Origin of the sequence: Bacillus sp. UNCCL81 (genome assembly GCF_900112535.1) — a bacterium.
GTDB classification, from domain to species: Bacteria; Bacillota; Bacilli; order Bacillales; family Bacillaceae_G; genus Gottfriedia; species Gottfriedia luciferensis_B.
The window spans coordinates 110,819-132,898 of sequence record NZ_FOMF01000006.1 but is presented as its reverse complement, the minus strand read 5'-3'; the positions used below and the strand labels follow the sequence as shown (position 1 = coordinate 132,898).

The following is a 22,080-nucleotide window of genomic DNA, read 5'->3' as shown; positions in this document are numbered from 1 at the left end:
CACAAATCCCATAAGGACTTGTGCTCGAACAAATCAATGTTATGAATACAAAATATGTATTCTACCGTTCACTTTCCTACGCTGGCATTATCCAGATCAGGTTAAAGGGTCAAAGACTTATGTGTCTTAATCTCAGCCGAACATTTACGGCACCCCTAGTACTATTCAATTATTAAAGTTAATTACTTTATCATCTTAATTAATCCTTCTACTTTATTCAAGTATTTAGACAGATTACTTTAAATTTTATCTTTTTAGTTTACGTTATACTTCTATTTTGAATAATTTGTATCACAATTTGAACTACAAGTTTTTGCGATTGAACAAGAACCACATTTACCTTTTTTTGTTTTCTTTATATATCGTAAAAGTGTCCAACCTGCATATCCAAAAATAAGAGCTCCTATTATAATATTGACAATCATAAGTAGATACCCCTTTCTTTAGTAGCCTAATAGACTTCCAACCTGATAGATAATTAGCGCTAAGATATACGCAATAACTAGTGCATATCCAACTGAGAAATACGTCCATTTAGCTGAACCTGTTTCTTTACGAATTGTCGCAACAGTTGCAAGACATGGTACATACAATAAGACAAATACCATAAAGCTAAATGCAGAAAGTGCAGAAAACTGTGTCGACAATATTCCTTGTAAAGAATTTGCATTTGGCACGTGATAGATAATATTCATGGCAGATACAACAACCTCTTTAGCCAAAAATCCTGTTAGTAAAGAAGCACCTGCTTGCCATGTCCCGAACCCTAACGGTGCAAGTATTGGTGTAAGTATTCCGCCAATCATTGCTAAAAAGCTATCATCCATTGAAACACCTAAACCACTTGGTCCCATATAAGATAATAACCAGATTACTACAGAACCACCAAAAATAAACGTACCTGCTTTTCGAATAAATCCTTTACCTTTATCCCATGTGCTTCTAAACAAAGCTTTACCTTGTGGCATACGGTATGGTGGGAGTTCTACAACAAATAATGAAAACTCACCTTTTAATATAGTAGATGAAAAAACCTTAGCTAGTATTAATGCAACTACTATTCCGAGTATATACAGTGAAAAAACAACTATTGCTTGATTTTTCGCAAAAAAAGCGCCAACGAATAGTGCATATACCGGCAAACGCGCCGAACAAGACATTAATGGTGTTAACAAAATCGTGAGTAGTCTCTCTCTAGGCTGTTCAATCGTTCTAGCTGCCATAACTCCAGGTACATTACATCCAAATCCAATAATCATTGGAATAAATGCCTTTCCGGTTATACCAACCATTTCCATCGAACGATCCATTACTAAAGCCGCTCGCGACATATATCCAAAATCTTCAAGGAATGATATTAGTAAAAACAAAATAAAAATTTGTGGAACAAAGACTAAAACTCCACCAACACCGGCAACAATACCATCAAGAACAACTGCTTTTATAAAACCAGATGCATGTATTGCATTTAAGCCGTTTGTTAGCCAGTCTGTTATAGGTCCAGATAAAAACCCATCTAATGCGTCAGATAAGGGTAAGCCCAACCAATCAAAAGTAAGCTTAAACATTAAAAACATTGTCACTAGGAAAATAGGAATACCCAAAATTGGGTGTGTCACAAATCGATCAATTCGATCAGTTAACGTAACTGCTTCATTAGATTCTTTCTCCACGGATCTTCCAATTAAATTTGAAATGACTTCTTTTCTTACAGAATAAATCCATTTTGAAGGTGAGACACCTTGTTCACTGTTTAATTGTTCCTCTGTTGTTTTAGTTACTTGGTCAATTTTACTAAAATCGTAGGATGAAGCTATAAATTCTATTACCTCTTTATTGCCCTCTAAGATTTGTATTGCAGTCCATCTTTTAGGAATAGATAAAGTTGAAGGTAATAGAGTCATAATATTTTTAATACCTTCTTCAATAATTAATCCATAATCAATTTCAAACTCAACTTCAGATTGAGGAATTGTCTCTAATAATTCATTTACCTCGTTTGTTCCCTTACCCGATCTAGCATCAATTGGAATAACTGGTACTTGTAATATCTTTGAGATACTAGAAGGATCAACTGAAATTCCTCTCCTTTTAGCAACATCAACCATATTTAGACCAATAATCATTGATTTATTAAACTCTAGAAGTTGAAGTGTGAGCATTAAATTTCTCTCTAATTGAGCAGCGTCAACAATATTAATCATTCCATCAAATGTCTCATTTACAAAAAAATGTGAAACAACGGCCTCATCTTTTGAAAGAGGGCTTAGAGAATAGATACCTGGTAAATCAATTAGATTTCCAAGTTTATTTTTAATAGTCCCTACCTTTTTTTCAACGGTAACCCCACTCCAATTTCCTACGTATTGGTATGTACCTGTTAAATTATTAAATAGAGAAGTTTTTCCTGTATTTGGATTTCCAATAAGCGCTATATTTAACATATTTTTTCTACCTTTATCCCCGATGCATCTAGAAATCGAATACCAAGTGATTGTCCACAATTTTCTATCATACAAGGTCCCTTAAATGGCATTGTACATTGTAGGCAGACCATAGACCCTTCACTTATCCCTAAATCTAAAAGACGTCTCTTCACTGCATCAGCTAGTGATGACAAATCTGTTATTTTTGCTTTTTCGCCTTTTTTTAATTCTGAAAGTAACATAAGTGATTCCCCCGGATCAAAACTTATTATATATAAACAATCAATAATGATAATCTTTATCAATATCTTTATCTTAAGTCAATACTAGTTAATTGTCTACCTGCTTTTATGAAAAGGTTTACCTAAGAAAAAATTTCCAAAACAGAGCAAAAAAAACAAGAAAAAACCCACAAAGAAAATTCTATGTAGGCTTTTTTGAAAACAATGATTAATTAATTATTTATTATTTTAAGTCTTTAACTTCTTTTAATACGCTTTCTAATTCGTCACCAGCTTGGTTAAGTGTATCTGCATTCAATGGAGATACCTTTACTCCTGCTTCAATAATATGAAGTGGCGTTTCTACTTTTTCATAAAGTGATTTGTCTTTATCTTTTACTGAGTCTTCGAATTTTTCCCATGATTTTTCAAGGGCTTCTCCGCTATCTTTTGCCTTTGCTTCATCATTATTTGAAATTTGTGTTTTTAATTCTGAAATCGTTTTGATCATATCATCAGAACCAGTTTTAATTGCATCGTCTGTTTTCGTTCCACATGCAGATAAAGTTAAAGATAGTCCTAATGCCATTGCTGCGACTAGTTTTTTATTAGATAACATTTTTAGTTCCCCCTGAGTTTTTACTACTTTTTTTATTGTTTTTATTTGAGAATCTATTATATATTACGGCAATACAAGCTATTAATAACAAGATCATTTGAGGTATAAAGCTCTCCCAAGTTGAATAGATCGCAAAGAAATCAATTGTTGGAATAGGAGCTTGGGTCGCTGGAAGTAATCCAGAAAGTTGTAAACCATGAATACCCATGCCGGCAAATTTAAAGCATAAATAGAACATTAATATACTTGAGACAAGGAAAAACGGTCTCATTGGAATTTTCAGTCCAACCTTTAAGATTAAGAAGCTTAGTATTGCTAAAATTGCGAAGCCTAAACCAATTCCTATTAATAATGAAGACAGTTTAATTGATGATGCCATTCCAATAAAGAATAATACAGTTTCAGTTCCTTCACGAAAAACTGCTAAAAACGCAAGAATTGATAACGATAATAAGCTACCAGTATTTAATGCTCGATCACTCTTAGTTTTAATATACTGTTGCCATTGCTTTGTATTAGATTTGCTATGTAACCAATAACTCATATATAAAAGCATGACAGCAGCAAATACTCCAGTCCAGCCAGCGATTAAGAAGTTGTTACTTCCAAAAGTACCTGCTGAAAATAAAATATTTACAATGACACCTAGTATGATGCTGACGCCTAATCCAGCACCAACGCCAAACCAGATCCACTTACTTTTCTTTTCTTGTCCAGACTTTTTAATAAATCCTAGTAATGCAACTACTACTAGTAATGCTTCTAAACCTTCTCTAAGTAAGATTGTAATAGCATCAATCATTGTATAACTAGTTTTAGATGCTAACGGTAATAAATAATCACGCATATCAGTAATTGTTTTTGTAGCCGCTTTTACATCTGGTGTTTTAGCAGTAAGCATTGCATAGGACGTAACCATATCTCTTTCAGCATCCGTGTAAACTGTTTGAGATTGTGTTAATACAACACCTTCAATATTGATCCAAGATTTTCTAAATTGATCAATCTCCGAAGTTGCTTCTGATACATTATTATCTTTTAAATCTGCTAATGCTTTGTTTAATATTTCAATTAAATCTTCTACACTACCTGTACTTTTTGAATTTAATTTTGAACTAGCAAACTGATGAGAAATAAACTTTTCATTTACCTCTTCTAATTCTTTAAGTGCAGTTACTAGTGCATTTTGATTCACTGTTTTTTGTGCTAGGTTATACTGAACCATTCCCATAGCTTCCTCGATTTTGCCATATGCTTCAATCGATTTATTTTTTATTCCATCCTCTTTATCAAGCCACTCGTCGTTGAATTTTTTATATTCCTGCTCAGCAGATTTAAAATCTCCTTTTTGTGCAGATTGAATTGCACTTTCTACAAAAGAATTTGCATGTGTTAAATCCTCTTCAGGGCTTGCAGCAAAGGTTTTAAACGGTAAAACTAATAATAGTAAAGCTGTTAAAGTTATTTTAATAAGAGCCTGCTTCATCGTTGAATTTCCCCTTAAATATAAATGATAATCATTATCACCTCTTGATAATAAGGGTATTTCAAGTAATAGTCAATTATATTTTTATTAATTATTTCTAATGTGTATATCAACATTCGACTAAATAAAAAAAACTGAGGAAAAGTTCCCCAGTTCAGTCGATAATCAATTTTTTAAGTTTTCGCCTCAAAAGACATTCCTTCATTTACAAAGCCATACTGTTTAATTAAAGAATCACGGTCTAAATAAATTCGTTCTGGATGTGGATGACTTAGAAAATTATGATGTGAGATCGCCCAGCCATACGCTCCCGCATAGCTAAATAACAAAATGTCTCCTACCCGTAATTTAGAAATGATGACTTCTCTAGCTAATACGTCATTTGGTGTACAAAGTTCTCCTGCTACTGTAATCTTTTCATCGATAACTTCAGGTCTTTCAAAAGAATATGGCCACTTTTCTACTGGGATGACGGTAAATGGATGGCTTTGCTTCCAAGCTGCAGGAAGTCTTAAATGATGACTTCCACCTCGTAGAATACAAAAATACTCACCGTGATTTTGTTTAATGTCTAGAACTTCCGCTGCGTAATAGCCACAGGAAGAAGTAATATACCGACCGCACTCAAATAAAGTATTCCAACTTTTGTCATTATGTTTTTCAAGTACTTTTTCCAATTGTTCCGTAAAATCTTCCCAATCAAATTGCTTATCTAACTGTAAGTAATTAATACCAATTCCTCCACCAACATTTACGTATTTAATGTCTAACTCCCACTTGCTACTCCACTTTTTTGTCAATTCATAGCAATGATCTACAAAAGAAGCATGCGATTTTGAATCAGTATTATTCGACATGGCATGGAAATGGAAACCTTGTAATTCTAAGTTGGGTAATCCTTCTATTAAGGAAATTGCCATATCTATTTCTGTCTCATCAATACCAAATTGTGTTGGCACTCCAGCCATTTTTAATTTAGCTGACGGTACAGAGTGACGTAAATTAACTCGTAATAATATTGAAACGGAGACTTTTTTTTGCATTGCTATATAATTAACGAGTTTTATTTCATGTAAGCTTTCAACATGAAGCAAGGTTACTCCATACTCTAATGCCATTTCAATTTCATGATGTGTTTTACCAGGGCCGCCAAATAGAATTGGTATAGTACGATCAATATTTCTTACCTTTTCAATTTCTCCTAACGAGGCTACTTCAAAACCATTCACAATTGGTGCCAATGCTTTAAGAATCATTTCATCTGAATTTGCTTTTATTGCATAAAATAATCGACAGCTTGAAGGAAGAGTTGTCATTAATGAATTTACATGATTTCGTAATTTTGTTAGGTCATATAGATATGCACAAAATGGACGATCTTGCTCCTGACTTTGTGTTTGCACAATTTTTGCGATCATTTTCATACACTCCTAAGAATAATAAAGTTATACTTTTAAGATTTCTCTTCTTTTCAACACAATCATTAAAGTGGTTAAGATGCAGCCAAGCCCCATTACACTTCCCGCCCAAAGAATTCCCAAACTTGATGCCATTGCTCCAATTAATAGTGCACCTAGTGGAATAAATCCTCGATCCATTAAAGCTATACTCATAATTCTTCCCCGGAGATGATCTGGAACTTGCTTTTGTAGAGTAATTCGACTTAACGTTCTATATGTTTGACTCGTTAAACCAACTAGGAACATTGCCAAACCTGCAACTAGATAATTATTTGTGCCAATAAATAATAGCAGTGATAGACCGAATCCAATAATTGAATAAATTAGCCATTTACCCGTTTCAATAATCTCTTTTCCAACGGATAACCAGCTTGTCCCAATTATTGCACCAATGGAAGAAATCGATAATAAAACACCAAATCCTTCAGGACCGAGATGCAATAACTCTTTAGCAAACAGTGGCGTCATTGTCGTATATGGGAAACCAAATACCATTGGAACAATTGCTAATATAAGCAAGGACTGAACTGATGGCTTCTTCTTTACGAAATCGACAGCTTCTTTTATTGTTATTTTTGCATCTTTATCTTTATCTTTATATTTAATCGATTGGTAGTCTGCCCGAATAATAGCTAAAGAGATTAAGACAGCAAATGTACCCCATGCATTTATATAAAATAAATTTGCTATATTTGTAATTCCTAACAAGATACCAGCAATTGCAGGCCCAATAATTCGCGATAGATTAATAATCATTGTATTAACCGCAAGAGCGCTCGCCATTGAACTTTCTGGTACAAGGTTTGGTATTAGCGCATTTCGAATTGGTGGATCCATAGCTGCAAGCATCGACCGTATCGTCACAATTAGTGCAAACAGCCAAAATGCTGGACCTTTTGCAACAAGAAATCCTATCACAAATGTTAACAGCATCATTCCTACTTGAAGCCATATTAACAATTTACGACGATCTAACCTATCAGCCATGATTCCCGCTGGAACACTTAATAAAAATGTTGGAACTAATCTACAAGCGTTCATAATGCCTAAATGAATTGGAGAATTTGTAAATTGCAAGACAGCCCAATTTAATGCAACTAAATCCATCCAATCTCCAACTCTTGAAATTAAGCTTCCCGCCATAAAAGTATTGAAGGATTTTGATTGAAAAGCAAAACGCGAATTCTTTTTATTCTGTACTTCAATTTGTGCCATTTTAAATTCGTTCCCTTTTACTTAAATTCATGAAGAGGATTTGGTACTATTGCGTAAGAATATCCTTTCTTTGTAGGATCTAGTCGCATTTTTGTAAGTGCCTTGTGCTCAACCTTCATTTGATAAAGAGCTTCGCGGTCAAATGCCACATTTTCTGTCAACGTCGGGTCTGCCTTTAATTTGTCAAAAACTCGATTACAGATTTGATGAATTTCTTGCCAAAGGTAACTCTCATTAAGACCGAACTCCTTACAAACTTGTAAAATTAACTCTCCTAAATGGTTTTGAAATACTGTATAAAACAATTTATTGTGCACTTCTTTCAAATCATCTGTCGCCGTTATCGAACCGGGATAAAGCTCTACATGTAAATTGTTTTTCTTAAGCCTTTCTTTATAAATTCGTAGACCACCCCAATCACGGAATAGCACTCGGACAGGTTGACCGTTCTTAAATACCATCACACTATTTTGCAAATGTCCCTCTAAACCGATGCCATATTTAACTAATAGTGTCAAAAATCCAGGTAACGCAATATTTGCATATTCTGAAACAAATTGATAAGCAGCCTGTCTAATTGAGGATTCATTTGTAGCTTTAGCATATTGGTCAATTAATTCCGAGACGATGGTCTTTTCTGAAATTGGTGATTCTGAAAATAGTGAACTTCCGACAATTGCAACTTCATCATTGTAAGTAAATGACTCAATATTTTCGCGTAATACTGCAGATAAATTACTATTTTTTTGCTTATCATTTTCTTTTTTGAAATTGTAACCAGCAACCTCATAAACTGGTACAAACTGTTTTCTTAACACTTGTTCATTTTCCATAATGGACTTTATTAATCTAGTAAAAATTGTAGAATTATTTGTTGTATTTGCAGAAATTGTACGAACAGTTGAGGTCATTTGACTATTAACCGCAACTTTAATTGCATAGTTCATGCACTCCTGGCTCCCAAGTGGTACAACAGTTCGGAAAGAAGATGTTGATCCACAAGGAACGTGAAATGATCGGATTGGAACAATAGTCTGTTCATTCAATTCTTGCTTATAAACTACAGGAATAGCGTTTTCTAGTTGCCATGGATGCACTGGAACGATGACATATTCTTCTATACGATGGCCTTGTAGCTGAAATTGTTGCTCAACTACTTTTCTTAATTCAGGGTAAACCTTAAATAGTAGTTTATTTGCATCCTCTTCAAATTCATCTTTCACACACCATTCAACACGATCTTTTAAAATGCCGACAAATTGAATTGTAGCCACTCCACCAAACTCAGGTGCATATTGAAAAACATCTTCAGCTTTCATATCGACTTTCGTCTTTGTACCTGGATGAAGATTATGCCCTTCAACCGAAAGCTGTTCAAAAAATAAGCTACTGTCAAATGCTGAATCTAATTTTTTCTGTAACAGTACCCAGTCTAAAACATTCGTAATCTTAAATTCTGAAGCTCTCTTTTGAAGCTCTTTTTTCTTTTGATCCCAATACGCATAGGATAATGCAAGATTTGCACTCCCATTAATTAGTTCCTTAGCAAGCTGCTCCCAAGCAAACTTTTCACCTTCGTATTGGAACTCTTTTTTGTGACGAACAATTTCCAACAGTTCAACCGAGTGATTTATTGGTCTTACTTCCTTCTCAGTAACAAATAATATTTCACCGTCGACCTCAATTCGATTAAACGCATAAGTACGACTTACCGGAATAACCAAACATTCATGCTCATTAAGAGAATATAGTTTATAAGCTTTGCCTGATTGTAGGTTATAAGATTGTACCTGTTGAATAACCATTCTCCAAAAGCTTGTGATAGCTGGTACATTTAATGCATAGATCGAATCAATAACATATAAATCATGTGAGTTTGTAGAAAAATTAAGTATGTTTTCTCTTAACATTGAACCGACGAGTCGGTTTAAAATACCACGTCTTCCTTTTTCCAGGTTTACCATATAATTTGGAATTAGATTTGGCGTATGACCTACTAAAAAAGTAAGATTCTCTGCTTCATCTGCCAAAAGTTCTCCGTTACGTAGTTTTTCAAATGATTCATATAAAAAACCTTTTTCTAATAATACTTTGGTTAGACTTGTACTCATTCTCCGACTTCTCCTTTCCAGTACTTCATTGGATTTGGAACTTTCATAAATGAATAAGCAGTACTATCTCCTTGTAGTCGCATCGTTGCTAAAGCCTTTAGGTTAATCAATGGTTGAAAAAATGCTTTTTCATCCGAAGCTGCTTGTACATTAATCGAGGGGTCCTTTTTTAATTCCTTGAATATCTCTCTACTAACGTTAACAATTTCTTCCCATAGCTCTACTTCATCGAATTCTAATGTACGAACTATACAAGTTATTAACTCAGCAAAATGATTCTGCATAACTGAATACGATATGATATTATGTAACTGGCTTTCCTCATCAGTAACAATTGATGAACCAGGATAAAATTCTGCTTCAAATCCTTGTTTCCACATTCTTGACGGAAGTATTCGAATTCCACCAAAATCTCTCACTAAAATGCGTACTAGCTCACCTTCTCTAAAGACCGTAACACTATTTTGCATATGACCTTCCAAGCTAATTCCATAACGTACCATCATTGTTAAAAAGCCAGGTAACGACGTTCTTGCATATTTACGAATAAATAGTTTAGCAGCCTCGTTCAGATCATCTAAATGATTTACAATAGCTAATTTTTCAATTAACTCGATCACAATTGGCTTTTTACTTATTGGAGATTTTGAAATTAATGATGCTGCAGCCATTGGAATTTCATCCTCAAATAGAACATAGTTTTCGGGATTTTCTCTTAAAATAGATGCTAAATTTGCTTGAAGTTTCCATTGCTCTTCCTCAGAAATATTTATACTTTCGGGCTTAAAATGAATTCCCGCTCGTTCTTCTAGCACAATAAATCTCCCATCAAATCCATATTCCTTTTCTTGGATTGCTTTAAATATTTTTGAAAGTATCGGACCATTTACGACAGAATTAGGTGATACAGTACGAATAGCACTTGTTGTTTGCACGTTAACTGCCGTTTTTATATGATGTTTTTTCTCTCCTAAATTTTGAATCGGAGCTAAAGATCGAAATGACACTAATGATTGAGTTGGAATAACAAAATCACTGATTGGAATTATTTTTCCTTGCATAATCTCTTTTTCATAAAATGCATTTAATGTATTTTCAAATTGCCATGGATGTACCGGTATCAATTCAAAATCACTAAGCTGTAAGCCTTTATTATGTAAAACCGCTTCAACAACAGGTTGTAAATTTTCATACTCTTTAAATAACCAATTTGTAATAGTAGTTTCATCAATGGATGTCGTTCGACAAAAGTCTTTTGATACTGCAAAAACGACTACTTCTGGTTTGCCACCCCATTCCGGTGAGTATTGAATTACCTCTTCGACACTAAGGCCAAACTTTGTTTTTGCTCCAGGATGTAAAGGATGCCCTTCAACTACACATTGTTCAAAAAATGCAAGTGGACTAAATTTTTTGTCCTGTTTCTTTTGATGTAGAGCCCATTCTATTGAAGAATCTATCGAAAATTGTTTTGCCTTTTCCGCTAATTCTTGATGATTGATTGTAGCACCCGTTAGAGCCAACGTTAGATTAGCTACACCATTTTGAATTTCGTGCTTAAATCGTTCATACTGCTCTGTAGTTGCTTTCTCCAACATACCTTCATTCTTTAATAACTCAATCAGTTCAACAGGATGCATTAGTTCGTTAGATAATGAATTGTTAATTACACTTACATCACCAGTTAGATCGAATCTTCCAAGTGAGTGTAATTTGCCAACAGAAACTTGCAGAAGTCTTCCACTAGGTAGATTTACGTTAATTTTTGACACTTCACCATTTATCCAATTAATTCTTTCTTCTGGTATCAACTTTTCTCTTATAAACGCTTGTAAAAGACGTTGAAAAATTCCTCTTCTTCCGGCTTTCACATTAGAAAGATAACCTACCAATAATTCAGGTTTTTCACTTTTAAGATAGTTCAAAGTTTTTAACTCTTCCTGATCTAAATGATCATAATTTGTTAGTTCATCTTTGTTCTGAATATTAATCATTTCTACACATCCTCTAATGATTTTCATTTAAATTCAAGAAAATGATAATGATAATTATTATCAACACAAAACACATTATCATATTAAGTGATAATGATTATCAGTGTCAATATTTTTTATTCCAATATTTTCTAATTTATAAAAAATAAAAAAGCAAAAAGTATATAACTTTTCGCTTTTAGTGTGTAGAAAACGTTCAAAAATCAACTATACAATTGAGTGAAAACTTTGTTTTTAAGAGGTATTAGTTAGAAGATGTAACTAATACCTTCTCTTCAATATTTAATATCTTATAAAGTTCATCTAGTTTTTGGATTTCATAAGTTGGAACTACATCTGAGTCATTTGAATGCATTTTTGGATTGACCCAGCAAGTATCGATTCCTGACCCTGCCCCACCAATTATATCCGCGCTAAATGAGTCTCCAATAATCAATGTCTTTTCTAATTCAATATTTGGAATTCGATCAAATACATATTGAAAGTATTCTTTCATTGGTTTTTGATAACCAGTATCCTCAGAAACGAAAATGTCTTTAAAGAAAGGATAAATACCCGCCGCATTCAAACGTTTATATTGTGTCTTTGAAACTCCGTTCGTGACAATATATAACTCGAATTCATGCTGAAGACTTGTAAGTAATTCATACGCACCTTCAACTAATTGATTTCCCTCTCCTAAATAACTTTGGTAAGACTGTTCCAGCAGAAAACCGTCAACTTCAATACCAAACTCTTTAAATAAGGTTGAAAAACGTGTGTTCACCACATCATCTCGACTTATTTTACATTCTTCAAATGACTTCCAAAGTCCATGGTTTATTTCTTTGTACCTTGACTTAACTTCATCCGTTAATGGTAATTTTTGATCTTTAAATAGAGACTGTAATGCTACTTTTTCTGCTGCACCAAAATCTAATAATGTATCGTCTACATCTAATAATAATGTTTTGTATGTTTTCATAACATTTCCCCATCTCTATTTATTTAATTCATATTTTACTAGATTGATTTTTAACTAGCTTAATACGTTTCATACTTATTCCGCTTAATTTAAAAATTAATATACCACTTATAATAAGCAAAACACCAATTAGATGCTTAGAAGAAAACGGAACTTTCTCAAGACCTAGCCATCCCATAGAATCAAATAACATTGCAAACAATAATTGAGATGTGAGAACAATTGATATCGCATAAGTTGGTCCAAGAATTTTAGTACTATTCGTTAAGCAGAAAACAACACCTACACCGACTATTCCGCTAATCCAATACCAATTTTTCATATTATGCAAAACAAATAATTCCTTACCTTCAAATAAAAGCCCCATTCCGAAAGAGGCTAAAAAGCCCATTCCTAATACAAATGTAGTTGTCACCCATATTCCTGCCCGTTCATTAACTTTACTATTGAATATGTTTTGTAAACCAATTAGTGATCCTGCTATTAAAGATAATATTAATCCATAAAGCATAAATTACACCTCCAAAAAAATTCTGTATGAGTCCTAAAATTATCATTCGTATATATTATTCCTTGCAAGAATACTCAAACCGGCTCGATCTTTAATAAGGATACTCCCATTTTTTCGCTCTACTAGGTCATCTTTACAGAACTGTTGAATAACTCGATTAACATGTCGATAACTCGTTCCGATTAGATTTGCTGCGTCTTTAAGATTGATCGGATTTATATTATCGTTTTGTAAAGAATTCGCTTCATGGTATGAAACCGATAATAAGTAACTTGCTAGTCGAACTTCTACTGGATACATTAAATTAAAGCTCATTGAATTCGACTTAATAAGAAACTTTTCCGTTATGATTTCTAATAAAAATTGAAGAAACGGTGCATAGTCTTTACCAATTTTTTTTAACCAACGATAATCTACAGCAATCATCTCAACCGCAGATATGGCTTGAACCGTATTTATATAGTTAGAGCCTCTTACATATTCAATATCTCCAATTATTTCAAGAGGCGTTTTAAATGATAGAATTAACGTTTTACCCTCCGCTGAAGAAGTATAAACTTTGATTTTCCCTTTTACTAAAATAAACAAAGTTTTTGGTGAGTCTCCTTGAGAACAAATAAGTTCTCCTTGCATGAATCGTTTAAGAGTTAAATGAGCTTTTAAATCCTCATTAAAGACTGCTTCAATATTATGTTCAGCTAAAAAACGATTAATTTGTTCAATATCACTAGTGATTTTCAAGTTAACTTCACCTCCTGTAAATTTACTTTTAAGACCCTAACACAATCACACCGATTATCATCATACCGATTCCAATAAATTGTGACGGACTAATAGTAAGCTTTTTGACTCCGAACCAGCCTCTACTATCAATGATAAATGTTAAACTTAGCTGTGCGATTAAAAGTACAGAAATTGAAAATGTCACACCAATAATATGAATTGAGGTCACATTACAAAATATAACAAATGCTCCAAGTGCCCCACTTAATAAATAAATTGGATTCACTTTCTTAACTTCAGCTAATTTTTTATCTTTTATTAATAGTAGTACGAATAAAGCTACAATAAAACCTGTAAACTGTGTAATTGTAGCTGCTTGCCAAGTACCTATATCACTACTTATTTGAGAATTGGCAACTCCCTGTAGTGTAATGAATGCTCCGCCGATAATTGCTAATAAAATTCCTTTCATATTTTTCACTCCTGACATATTGATTTCTTCATTATTAAACGATATTGGAAGGTTGTTTGGGAAGGACATATGTCCTAAAGGAAAATTGAACGATCTTTGCAATTGTGAAAAACTTTTTAGATTATATAAATTTCTGTGGATAGTTTGTAGATATAGTTTTGGGAGTGTGAGATTTCTGTGGATATTCTGCTATTATGTGGAAAACCTCATATAAAAATGTGGAGAATTGTAACTATTAGTGGATAAATTGATGATGCATTTTTTGGGAAATCTTCTAGTTTTGTGGATATTTTGTTACTAAATAGATGAAGTCGGATACTATAAGAAGAAATTAAAATCTGATATAGTGAAAAAACTGCAAATAAAGTATATTGATTCGCAATTAAATCCCCTTAGTCTGCAATTATTTGAGGAACTGCAAATATTTTTCGATAATCGCAATTAAAATGATCAAATCTGCAATTATATTTCTGGAATCGCAAATAAAAATAGCACATCTGCAAATAAAATTAAGAAAACCGCAATTAAACGTTTATTATACCCATACCGCTTACCGTATTTCACGTGTAATTCCACTAAAATCAGATGATAATATCAATCCTATTCAAACTTTTTCATCTAAAAAGGTTAACACAGACCAATTATTACCTAGAATCAGCTATTTTTCAGAGTTAAGCATGGTTAGGCTCGAAAGAATACCCCAAAAAATAAAAAATCAGGCCACTGATCTAGCCTGATTCACTTTTATTAAATTACTTCTTCGCTTACTATACTTGATTCCATTAAAAGTTTAATTTCATTAATCTTATTTTGATTAAATAAATCAACAATTTTACTTCCAACAATAACTCCATCACAATCTTGGCTTAATTCCTTTACTTGTTCTGGGTTAGATACACCGAATCCAGCTATTACAGGTTTATTACTAATTTCTTTAACACTTTTTAAAAAAGATGATAGGCTGGCGTCTAGCTCATTTCGAACACCAGTAATCCCTTTTACTGTAACTGTGTATAAGAACCCTCTTCCTTTTTCAGCAATTTTAATGATTCGATCTTTTGGTGTAGCCATTGTGACTAAACGAATTAGTTCTACTCCAAATTCTTCAAGTTGATGAATGATAATTTCTTCTTCTTCGATTGGTAGGTCGGGAATAATACAGCCGTCCACTCCTGCTTGCTGAAGGTCAGATACGAACCGATCAATTCCATATGCTAAAATAGGATTCATATATGTCATGACGATTAAAGGTACAGAAATTAATTTACGAACTTCTTTAATTTTTTCAAGTACAGCTTTTAAAGTTGTACCATCTTGTAATGCTCGAATTCCCGCTTGTTGAATTACCGGTCCGTCTGCTACTGGGTCTGAAAATGGAATACCTATTTCGATTGCTGATGCGCCAAATTTTTCTAGTAACGCAAGTCTTCCCCCTAATACTTCAAGACCTCCATCACCTGCCATTATATAAGGAATAAATAGCTTTTCACCTTTTTTAAGTCGTTCTGAAAATTGGAATTCAATTCGATTTAACATATTATTTACCCTCCTTCAATCGCTCACGAACGGTATGAACATCTTTATCGCCTCTACCTGATAAACAAATGACTAAACTTTCATCTTTCTTCATTGTTGCTGCTAGCTTTATTGCATAGGCAACAGCATGTGCACTTTCTAATGCTGGAATGATTCCTTCTAATCTTGCTAGTAATTGGAATGCTTCAAGTGCTTCTTCATCTGTGATCGATTCGTATTTTACTCGTTCAATATCTTTTAAATAACAATGTTCAGGACCTACCCCTGGGTAGTCAAGCCCCGCAGAAATTGAATGGGCTTCTTGTATTTGACCATCTTCATCTTGTAGTAAATACATTAATGCACCGTGTAATACGCCTGGTACACCTTTTGTTAACGATGCTGCTTGCTTATCTGTATGGATTCCATGCCCAGCCGCTTCTACTCCAAATAACTTTACACTTTCATCCGTTATAAATGGATGGAACATACCAATTGCATTACTTCCTCCGCCAATACAAGCTACTACTGCATCAGGAAGCTTACGTTCCTTTGCTAAAAATTGTTGTCTTGTTTCTTTTCCAATTACACTTTGGAAATCTCGTACCATCATAGGAAATGGGTGTGGCCCCATTACTGATCCTAATAAATAATGAGTGTCATCTACATTTGCAACCCAGTAACGAAGGGCTTCATTAACTGCATCCTTTAGTGTCGCACTTCCGGATTCAACACTAATCACTTTTGCACCTAGTAATTCCATTCGGAAAACATTCAGTTCTTGTCTTCGAACATCCTCCGCGCCCATGAAAATAACACATTCTAAATTTAATAAAGCACAAACAGTTGCAGTTGCTACACCGTGTTGTCCCGCTCCTGTTTCAGCAACGATTTTTCGTTTACCCATTCGAATTGCAAGTAATGCCTGACCAATCGCATTGTTAATTTTGTGAGCACCAGTATGATTTAAGTCCTCACGTTTTAAATAAATGCTAGCTCCGTTAGCATGCTTAGTTAAGTTTTCTGCAAAGTAAAGAGGTGTTTGGCGACCTACATAATCCTTTGACAATCTTTCAATTTCCTCATTAAATGCTGCATCATCTTTAATTTTTGAATAAGCTTCTTCTAATTCAGTTATGGCTTGAACAAGCGTTTCGGGTATATATTTCCCTCCATACATACCGAAATGACCTTTTACATCTGGAAGTGTATACGTAGACATTTAAATTCCTCCTAATTTAACTTTTTTTATAAAACTTTTTATTTTTTCTTTATCTTTTTTTCCGTTTGTTTCAACCCCACTACTTACATCAACCATTATTGGTTTTACGACACTACATGCAGGTATTACATTCTCAATCGTCAATCCACCGGCTAAAATCAAATTATCTACTTTCTTTGATCTAACAAGATTCCAGTTAAATGTTGTTCCGTTTCCTCCACGATATTTTCCACTCGGGCTATCAACTAAAATATAATCACAATCATATTCTGCTATTTTTTCAACGTCCTTTTCCGATTGAACTCGTAATGCTTTGATTACTGGAAAAGATAATGAACGACAAAATTCTGGCGTTTCATCCCCATGTAGCTGAAGATGTGTTAAACCAACTTCCTGGTAAATGGATTCTAATGTCTCCTTTGTTTCATTTACAAAAACGCCAATCTTCATTACCGAATCTGGCAATGATTCGATGATTTTTTTTGCCTCGGAAATTTCAATTTGACGTTTACTTTCTGCAAAAACAAAACCAATTGCATCAGCTCCTGCATTTATTGCACTTTTAGCTGTTTTTAAATCGGTGATGCCACAAATTTTCACTTTCACTGCTTAGCCTCCTTTAGAATAGGAACCATCAGCTCTCTCATGTTTGATGATAATTCATTGCTCCTCATTAATGCCTCTCCGACTAAAATTCCATTTGCCCCAACATCTCTTACACGTTTTGCATCATACTGATTGAAAATTCCACTTTCACTAATAATGAACCCTCCATCTGCTTGAATAAGTGGTGCTAGTCTTTCTGTCACACCCAGATCCACTTCAAATGTTTTTAAGTTTCGGTTATTAATGCCATATAGACCAGGCCTAATTTTTAGTGCTTTTTCTAAATCTTCCTCGTCATGTACTTCCATCAATACTTCAAGATTTTGCTGCTTAGCATACTGATATAAATGATTTAATGCTGTAAATGGTAACGCAGCAGCGATTAGTAAAATAATGTTTGCTCCATGCTCTTTTGCGATATCTATTTGAACTGGATCGATAATAAAATCCTTGCATAATATCGGAATATTAACGGAATCACGCACGATTTTCAGATCTTTAAAGGAACCTTTGAAGAAAGTTGTATCTGTTAAAACAGATATTGCAGCTGCTCCATTTTCTTCGTATTTCTTTGCTTGTTCTGCAGGATTGAGATTTGTATTAATGTCCCCTTTTGATGGTGACGCTCGTTTAAACTCTGCAATGATCGATAAATGGTCTGCAACTTTTAATTGTTCAATTAATGATAAATTCGTTGATTGATTCTTTATTTTCCGACTAATCGCTCTTAAACTTTTAATTTCGATTTGTTTTTGAGAAATAATTCGATCTAAAATGGTTTCCATTTAAATAACCTCTCTTTTTAGTTTGCTAGTTTTTTCGATTAGTTTTTGTAATTTCTCATAAGCTGCACCAGAATCAATACTCTCTTCAGCCTTCCTAATACCATCTGTAATTTGATTGACAATCCCTGAGGTATAGATTGCTAAACCAGCATTTAATAAAACTGTATCTCTAAAAGCTCCTTTTTCTCCTTTTAATACTCGAAGAAGAATATCTGCATTCCTCTTTGCATCTCCACCTTTTATTTCTGTATTTGGATAATAAGTTAATCCGACTTCTTCTGGATGAAGTGTCATCTTTTTCAGTTCCTTATTTTCAAGTAGGATGATATGATTTTCGCCGGCTAACGATGCTTCATCTAAATGCCCTGCACCGTTTAATACAATCGCTCGTTTACGTCCTAATTTATTTAGTACTTCTGCAAATACCTCTAAATAATCTCTTCTGTAAATTCCTAATAGTTGGGTCTCTAACTCAACAGGATTTGTTAAAGGTCCTATTAAATTAAAAATGGTCGGGATTTGCAACTCACGTCTAACCTTCATAACTTTTTTCAACCTTGGATGAACATATGGAGCAAATAAAAAGGCAATTCCTATTTCATCTAAAAGCTCCTCGGAAGCTTGTGTTGGAATCGATAGCTCCACACCTAATTGTTCTAATACATCGGCACTACCTGTTTTACTGGACATGCTACGGTTTCCATGTTTTGCAATTGGAATTCCACTTCCCGCAATAACAAACGCTGATGTTGTACTCACATTAAAGCTCGATGAGTTATCTCCACCTGTCCCACAGTTATCAATGACATTATGAAACTTCCTAGTAAATCCTACCGTATGATTTCGAATTGCGTTTACTAGTCCTGCGATTTCGTTTACTGTTTCACCTTTTGTTTTTAAAGCAACTAGAAATGCTGCGATTTCACTATCTGATATTTGATCATCCTGTAGAATCCTACCGACAGCTACTTGCATTTCTTCTACTGTAAACGACTCTCGATTAGCTAAGCGTTGAAGGTACTCTTTCATCTTTTAATTCCTCCTTTATTTCATTTAAAAAATTTAGTAAAAGTTGTTTTCCGTATTCTGTTCCAATAGATTCCGGATGAAATTGCATGCCGTAGATTGGATATTTTCGATGTTTAATGGCCATGATTTCTTGATCGTCCATAGCAAATGCTAAAGTTTCAAATAATGGCGGTATAGTTTCCTTTTCAATTACCAGTGAATGGTATCGCATAACTTCTAACGGTTGGGACATGTAGGCAAATAAATTACTGCCATCATGCCTAATTTTCGATGTTTTTCCATGTTTGATTTGTCCAGCTTTAATGATTTTTGCGCCGAATGCATAACCGATTGCTTGGTGCCCTAAGCAAATGCCTAGTATTGGCACAGTCTTATGAAAAGTTTGTATGAGTTCATTCGTTTCCTGCTTCTCTTCGGGCTTACCTGGTCCTGGAGAAAGAATAATTGCTTTTGGATTCATTTCTTTTATTTCATCAATCGAAATTTTGTCATATCTAGCGATTTTCATTTCTTCGCCAAGCTCTCCTAAAAATTGATAAAGATTGTAAGTAAAAGAATCATAGTGATCAATTATTAAAATCATGATTTTCCTCCAAAAAAGCCTTTAGTTTATTAATGGTCTCTTCATATTCGTTTTCAGGTTTGCTGTCATAAACAATACCTGCTCCTGCTTGAATATAGGCCATTTGATTTTTTAAAATCATCGTTCGAATAGCTAATGCAAAATCAAGGTTTCCATTTACGGATACATAACCGACTGCACCGGAATATACCCCTCTCTTTGAACTCTCTAAATCATTAATGATTTCCATTGCTCTAATCTTAGGTGCACCCGATACAGTTCCAGCTGGTAAGCAAGCAATAAGAGCATCAAGTGAGGTATGTGGTTTTTTTAATTGCCCGCTAACTTCGGAAACGATATGCATGACATATTTGTATCTTTCAACGTTCATATATTTTTCTAATTTGATTGTTCCAAACTCGCAAACTTTGCCTAGATCATTTCTACCTAAATCAACAAGCATTTTATGTTCGGCAAGTTCCTTTTCATCCTGTAATAAATCCCTTTCGATCATTAAGTCTTGTTCATCCGTTTTCCCTCTTCGTTTCGTACCGGCAATTGGATTCGTTATGACCTGATTATCTTTAACTTTTATTAAACTTTCAGGGGAAGTACCAGCAACAACGCTATCACCAAAATCGATATAATACATATATGGTGACGGATTTTGGATTCGTAATTTTCGATAATAATCAAATGGATTCCCTTCAAATTTTGCTCCCATTCGATGTGATAGAACGACTTGAAAAATATCTCCTTTTTGAATAAATGACTTTGCCTTTTCTACTTTGGACATATAGTCCGATTTACTAACTTCAGATTCGAACGTAGAAAATACAACTGGTTTTACTTCCTCCTCTTGATTTGAGTTAGATAAAATTAGTTGCTTATACTTTTGAATTTCGCTCTTCAAATCTTCTAATGTTGTTTCATCCGTAAGCCTTGTTCCAACCAAATGAATTTTCTGTTCCAAATGATCAAATACAATAATGACTTCAAAAAACATTAAATGGAGATCTGGCATTCCGATAACATCTTCCAGTTCATCACCGATCTCTTCAAACTGGCGAATCATATCATATCCTACATACCCAATTCCCCCTCCAATGAAAGGGATATCCAATATCTTTAAGCAATCCTGCTTTGGTATTAACTCTTTCAGTTTTAAAAGAGGATTTCCAACAAACTCTTCTTTCTGGCCATTTTTATAGATGATTTGGCCACTTTGATTTGTCCCAACCAATTCAAAAGCTGGTTTTGAGCCAACAAATGAGTAACGTCCAGAATCTTTATGTTTAAATGAACTTTCAAATAAAAACTTTTTGCTAGCGGTCAATTTCTTAAATAATAAAATCGGTGTAAACAAATCCCCCATTATCGTTTCAATGACTATTTCTGCTTTGTTTTGTACTGACAATTTGTTCGACCTCCAAAAATTTAATGTTGAATATAAAAAAAGTCCCCTATACGCACAAAGATTGTGCATATAGAGGACGATTAGTTGCTACCGCGGTACCACCTCAGATTGGATCAGATTTATCTGAATCCCACTTTTCGGATACGGGAATAAGTTACTAATCTAATTCCGATACCCTATCCTTTTAACGGTGGAAATCCGTGCATCCCTACTATATTGTTCAAGATGCCTCTCGTAAGCCCATTCGATAAAGGTTCCTGTATTAGACTCCCACCATTGTCTAACTCTCTGTGACATTCACCAATATTTACTCTTCTTACTCAGCGATTTAATTTTATTTAATTTTAAAGAAATACAAAAAGGGCCCCCCGTCTTAAAAAAGGACGAGAGACCCGTGGTGCCACCTTCATTAGCTGATTAACAGCTCGCTTTGTCGGTATCCAATCAACTTTCCATTGAATACCCGTCTTTTGTAACGAGAAGACTACTCGCCAAAGCCTACTACTTATTTAAGGTTCGGTTTGAATGCTCAGAAGTCCATTCGCGATTACTTTCACACTGATTCGCACCAACCATCAGCTCTCTTTAGTTTCCGTAATCGTTACTACTCTTCGTCAACGCAAAGTAATTATAGATGTTTATTTAAATTAATTGTCCTTATATTATTATGCAAAAAATAAAAAGTCAACAAGTTTATTTCTACAAGATTCGATTTTTCTACTTTTTATAAAACTGATATTTT

General features: G+C 34.0%; 20 protein-coding genes, 1 riboswitch and 2 other annotated features. All 20 genes read right to left on the bottom strand.

Features of this window, described 5'->3' with window-relative positions; genetic code table 11:
• Positions 1-56 precede the first annotated feature (56 nt).
• Positions 57-167: riboswitch (TPP riboswitch) on the bottom strand.
• A gap of 105 nt (positions 168-272) precedes the next feature.
• Complete coding sequence (locus BM319_RS14435) at positions 273-425, bottom strand: FeoB-associated Cys-rich membrane protein (RefSeq protein WP_025568315.1); 153 nt, start codon at positions 423-425, stop codon at positions 273-275.
• Positions 426-443: 18 nt separating this feature from the next.
• On the bottom strand, positions 444-2,444 hold the full coding sequence (gene feoB / locus BM319_RS14430) for a ferrous iron transport protein B (RefSeq protein WP_091023373.1): 2,001 nt from the start codon (positions 2,442-2,444) through the stop codon (positions 444-446).
• Positions 2,438-2,668, bottom strand: coding sequence for a FeoA family protein (locus BM319_RS14425; protein ID WP_069034958.1), 231 nt, complete (start codon positions 2,666-2,668; stop codon positions 2,438-2,440). The genes feoB and BM319_RS14425 overlap by 7 nt, the downstream gene beginning before the upstream one ends.
• Positions 2,669-2,891: 223 nt before the next feature.
• Positions 2,892-3,266 (bottom strand): hypothetical protein, encoded by a 375-nt coding sequence (locus BM319_RS14420; protein ID WP_025568318.1) that lies wholly within the window; start codon positions 3,264-3,266, stop codon positions 2,892-2,894.
• Complete coding sequence (locus BM319_RS14415) at positions 3,256-4,752, bottom strand: FTR1 family iron permease (RefSeq protein ID WP_091023371.1); 1,497 nt, start codon at positions 4,750-4,752, stop codon at positions 3,256-3,258. Before BM319_RS14415 ends, BM319_RS14420 begins: the two co-directional genes overlap by 11 nt.
• 173 nt (positions 4,753-4,925) lie before the next feature.
• A complete protein-coding gene (locus BM319_RS14410; protein ID WP_091023369.1) occupies positions 4,926-6,170 on the bottom strand; it encodes a type III PLP-dependent enzyme in 1,245 nt (414 codons plus the stop codon).
• A gap of 27 nt (positions 6,171-6,197) precedes the next feature.
• Complete coding sequence (locus BM319_RS14405) at positions 6,198-7,427, bottom strand: MFS transporter (RefSeq protein ID WP_091023367.1); 1,230 nt, start codon at positions 7,425-7,427, stop codon at positions 6,198-6,200.
• Between the two features lie 17 nt (positions 7,428-7,444).
• Positions 7,445-9,538: an IucA/IucC family protein gene (locus tag BM319_RS14400; protein WP_091023364.1), complete on the bottom strand. Its 2,094-nt coding sequence runs from the start codon at positions 9,536-9,538 to the stop codon at positions 7,445-7,447.
• Positions 9,535-11,532 carry an IucA/IucC family protein gene (locus tag BM319_RS14395; protein ID WP_175495620.1) on the bottom strand — a complete coding sequence of 666 codons (1,998 nt, stop codon included), beginning with the start codon at positions 11,530-11,532 and terminating at the stop codon, positions 9,535-9,537. Before BM319_RS14395 ends, BM319_RS14400 begins: the two co-directional genes overlap by 4 nt.
• 244 nt (positions 11,533-11,776) lie before the next feature.
• Positions 11,777-12,496 carry a YjjG family noncanonical pyrimidine nucleotidase gene (locus BM319_RS14390; protein ID WP_091023358.1) on the bottom strand — a complete coding sequence of 240 codons (720 nt, stop codon included), beginning with the start codon at positions 12,494-12,496 and terminating at the stop codon, positions 11,777-11,779.
• A 28-nt stretch (positions 12,497-12,524) separates the two neighbouring features.
• The gene (locus BM319_RS14385) at positions 12,525-13,007 is read right to left on the bottom strand and encodes a DMT family transporter (RefSeq protein ID WP_069034964.1); all 483 of its coding nucleotides are present in this window, start codon (positions 13,005-13,007) and stop codon (positions 12,525-12,527) included.
• A gap of 42 nt (positions 13,008-13,049) precedes the next feature.
• Positions 13,050-13,748: a Crp/Fnr family transcriptional regulator gene (locus tag BM319_RS14380; protein ID WP_091023356.1), complete on the bottom strand. Its 699-nt coding sequence runs from the start codon at positions 13,746-13,748 to the stop codon at positions 13,050-13,052.
• A 28-nt stretch (positions 13,749-13,776) separates the two neighbouring features.
• Positions 13,777-14,202: a DMT family transporter gene (locus BM319_RS14375; RefSeq protein ID WP_069034966.1), complete on the bottom strand. Its 426-nt coding sequence runs from the start codon at positions 14,200-14,202 to the stop codon at positions 13,777-13,779.
• Between the two features lie 747 nt (positions 14,203-14,949).
• Positions 14,950-15,738: a tryptophan synthase subunit alpha gene (gene trpA, locus BM319_RS14370; protein ID WP_091023354.1), complete on the bottom strand. Its 789-nt coding sequence runs from the start codon at positions 15,736-15,738 to the stop codon at positions 14,950-14,952.
• Position 15,739: 1 nt separating this feature from the next.
• Positions 15,740-16,939, bottom strand: a complete 1,200-nt coding sequence (trpB, locus tag BM319_RS14365) for a tryptophan synthase subunit beta (protein WP_091023351.1) — start codon at positions 16,937-16,939, stop codon at positions 15,740-15,742.
• Positions 16,940-17,545: a phosphoribosylanthranilate isomerase gene (locus tag BM319_RS14360; RefSeq protein WP_091023349.1), complete on the bottom strand. Its 606-nt coding sequence runs from the start codon at positions 17,543-17,545 to the stop codon at positions 16,940-16,942.
• The gene (gene trpC, locus BM319_RS14355; RefSeq protein WP_091023347.1) at positions 17,542-18,330 is read right to left on the bottom strand and encodes an indole-3-glycerol phosphate synthase TrpC; all 789 of its coding nucleotides are present in this window, start codon (positions 18,328-18,330) and stop codon (positions 17,542-17,544) included. The genes BM319_RS14360 and trpC overlap by 4 nt, the downstream gene beginning before the upstream one ends.
• Positions 18,331-19,359, bottom strand: a complete 1,029-nt coding sequence (gene trpD, locus BM319_RS14350; RefSeq protein ID WP_091023345.1) for an anthranilate phosphoribosyltransferase — start codon at positions 19,357-19,359, stop codon at positions 18,331-18,333.
• Positions 19,331-19,942 (bottom strand): anthranilate synthase component II, encoded by a 612-nt coding sequence (locus tag BM319_RS14345; protein WP_069034973.1) that lies wholly within the window; start codon positions 19,940-19,942, stop codon positions 19,331-19,333. Before BM319_RS14345 ends, trpD begins: the two co-directional genes overlap by 29 nt.
• On the bottom strand, positions 19,926-21,296 hold the full coding sequence (gene trpE / locus BM319_RS14340; protein ID WP_098948720.1) for an anthranilate synthase component I: 1,371 nt from the start codon (positions 21,294-21,296) through the stop codon (positions 19,926-19,928). Before trpE ends, BM319_RS14345 begins: the two co-directional genes overlap by 17 nt.
• Positions 21,297-21,407: 111 nt before the next feature.
• Positions 21,408-21,671: a binding site (T-box leader), on the bottom strand.
• A 43-nt stretch (positions 21,672-21,714) separates the two neighbouring features.
• Positions 21,715-21,965 (bottom strand) — a binding site (T-box leader).
• Positions 21,966-22,080: the final 115 nt, after the last annotated feature.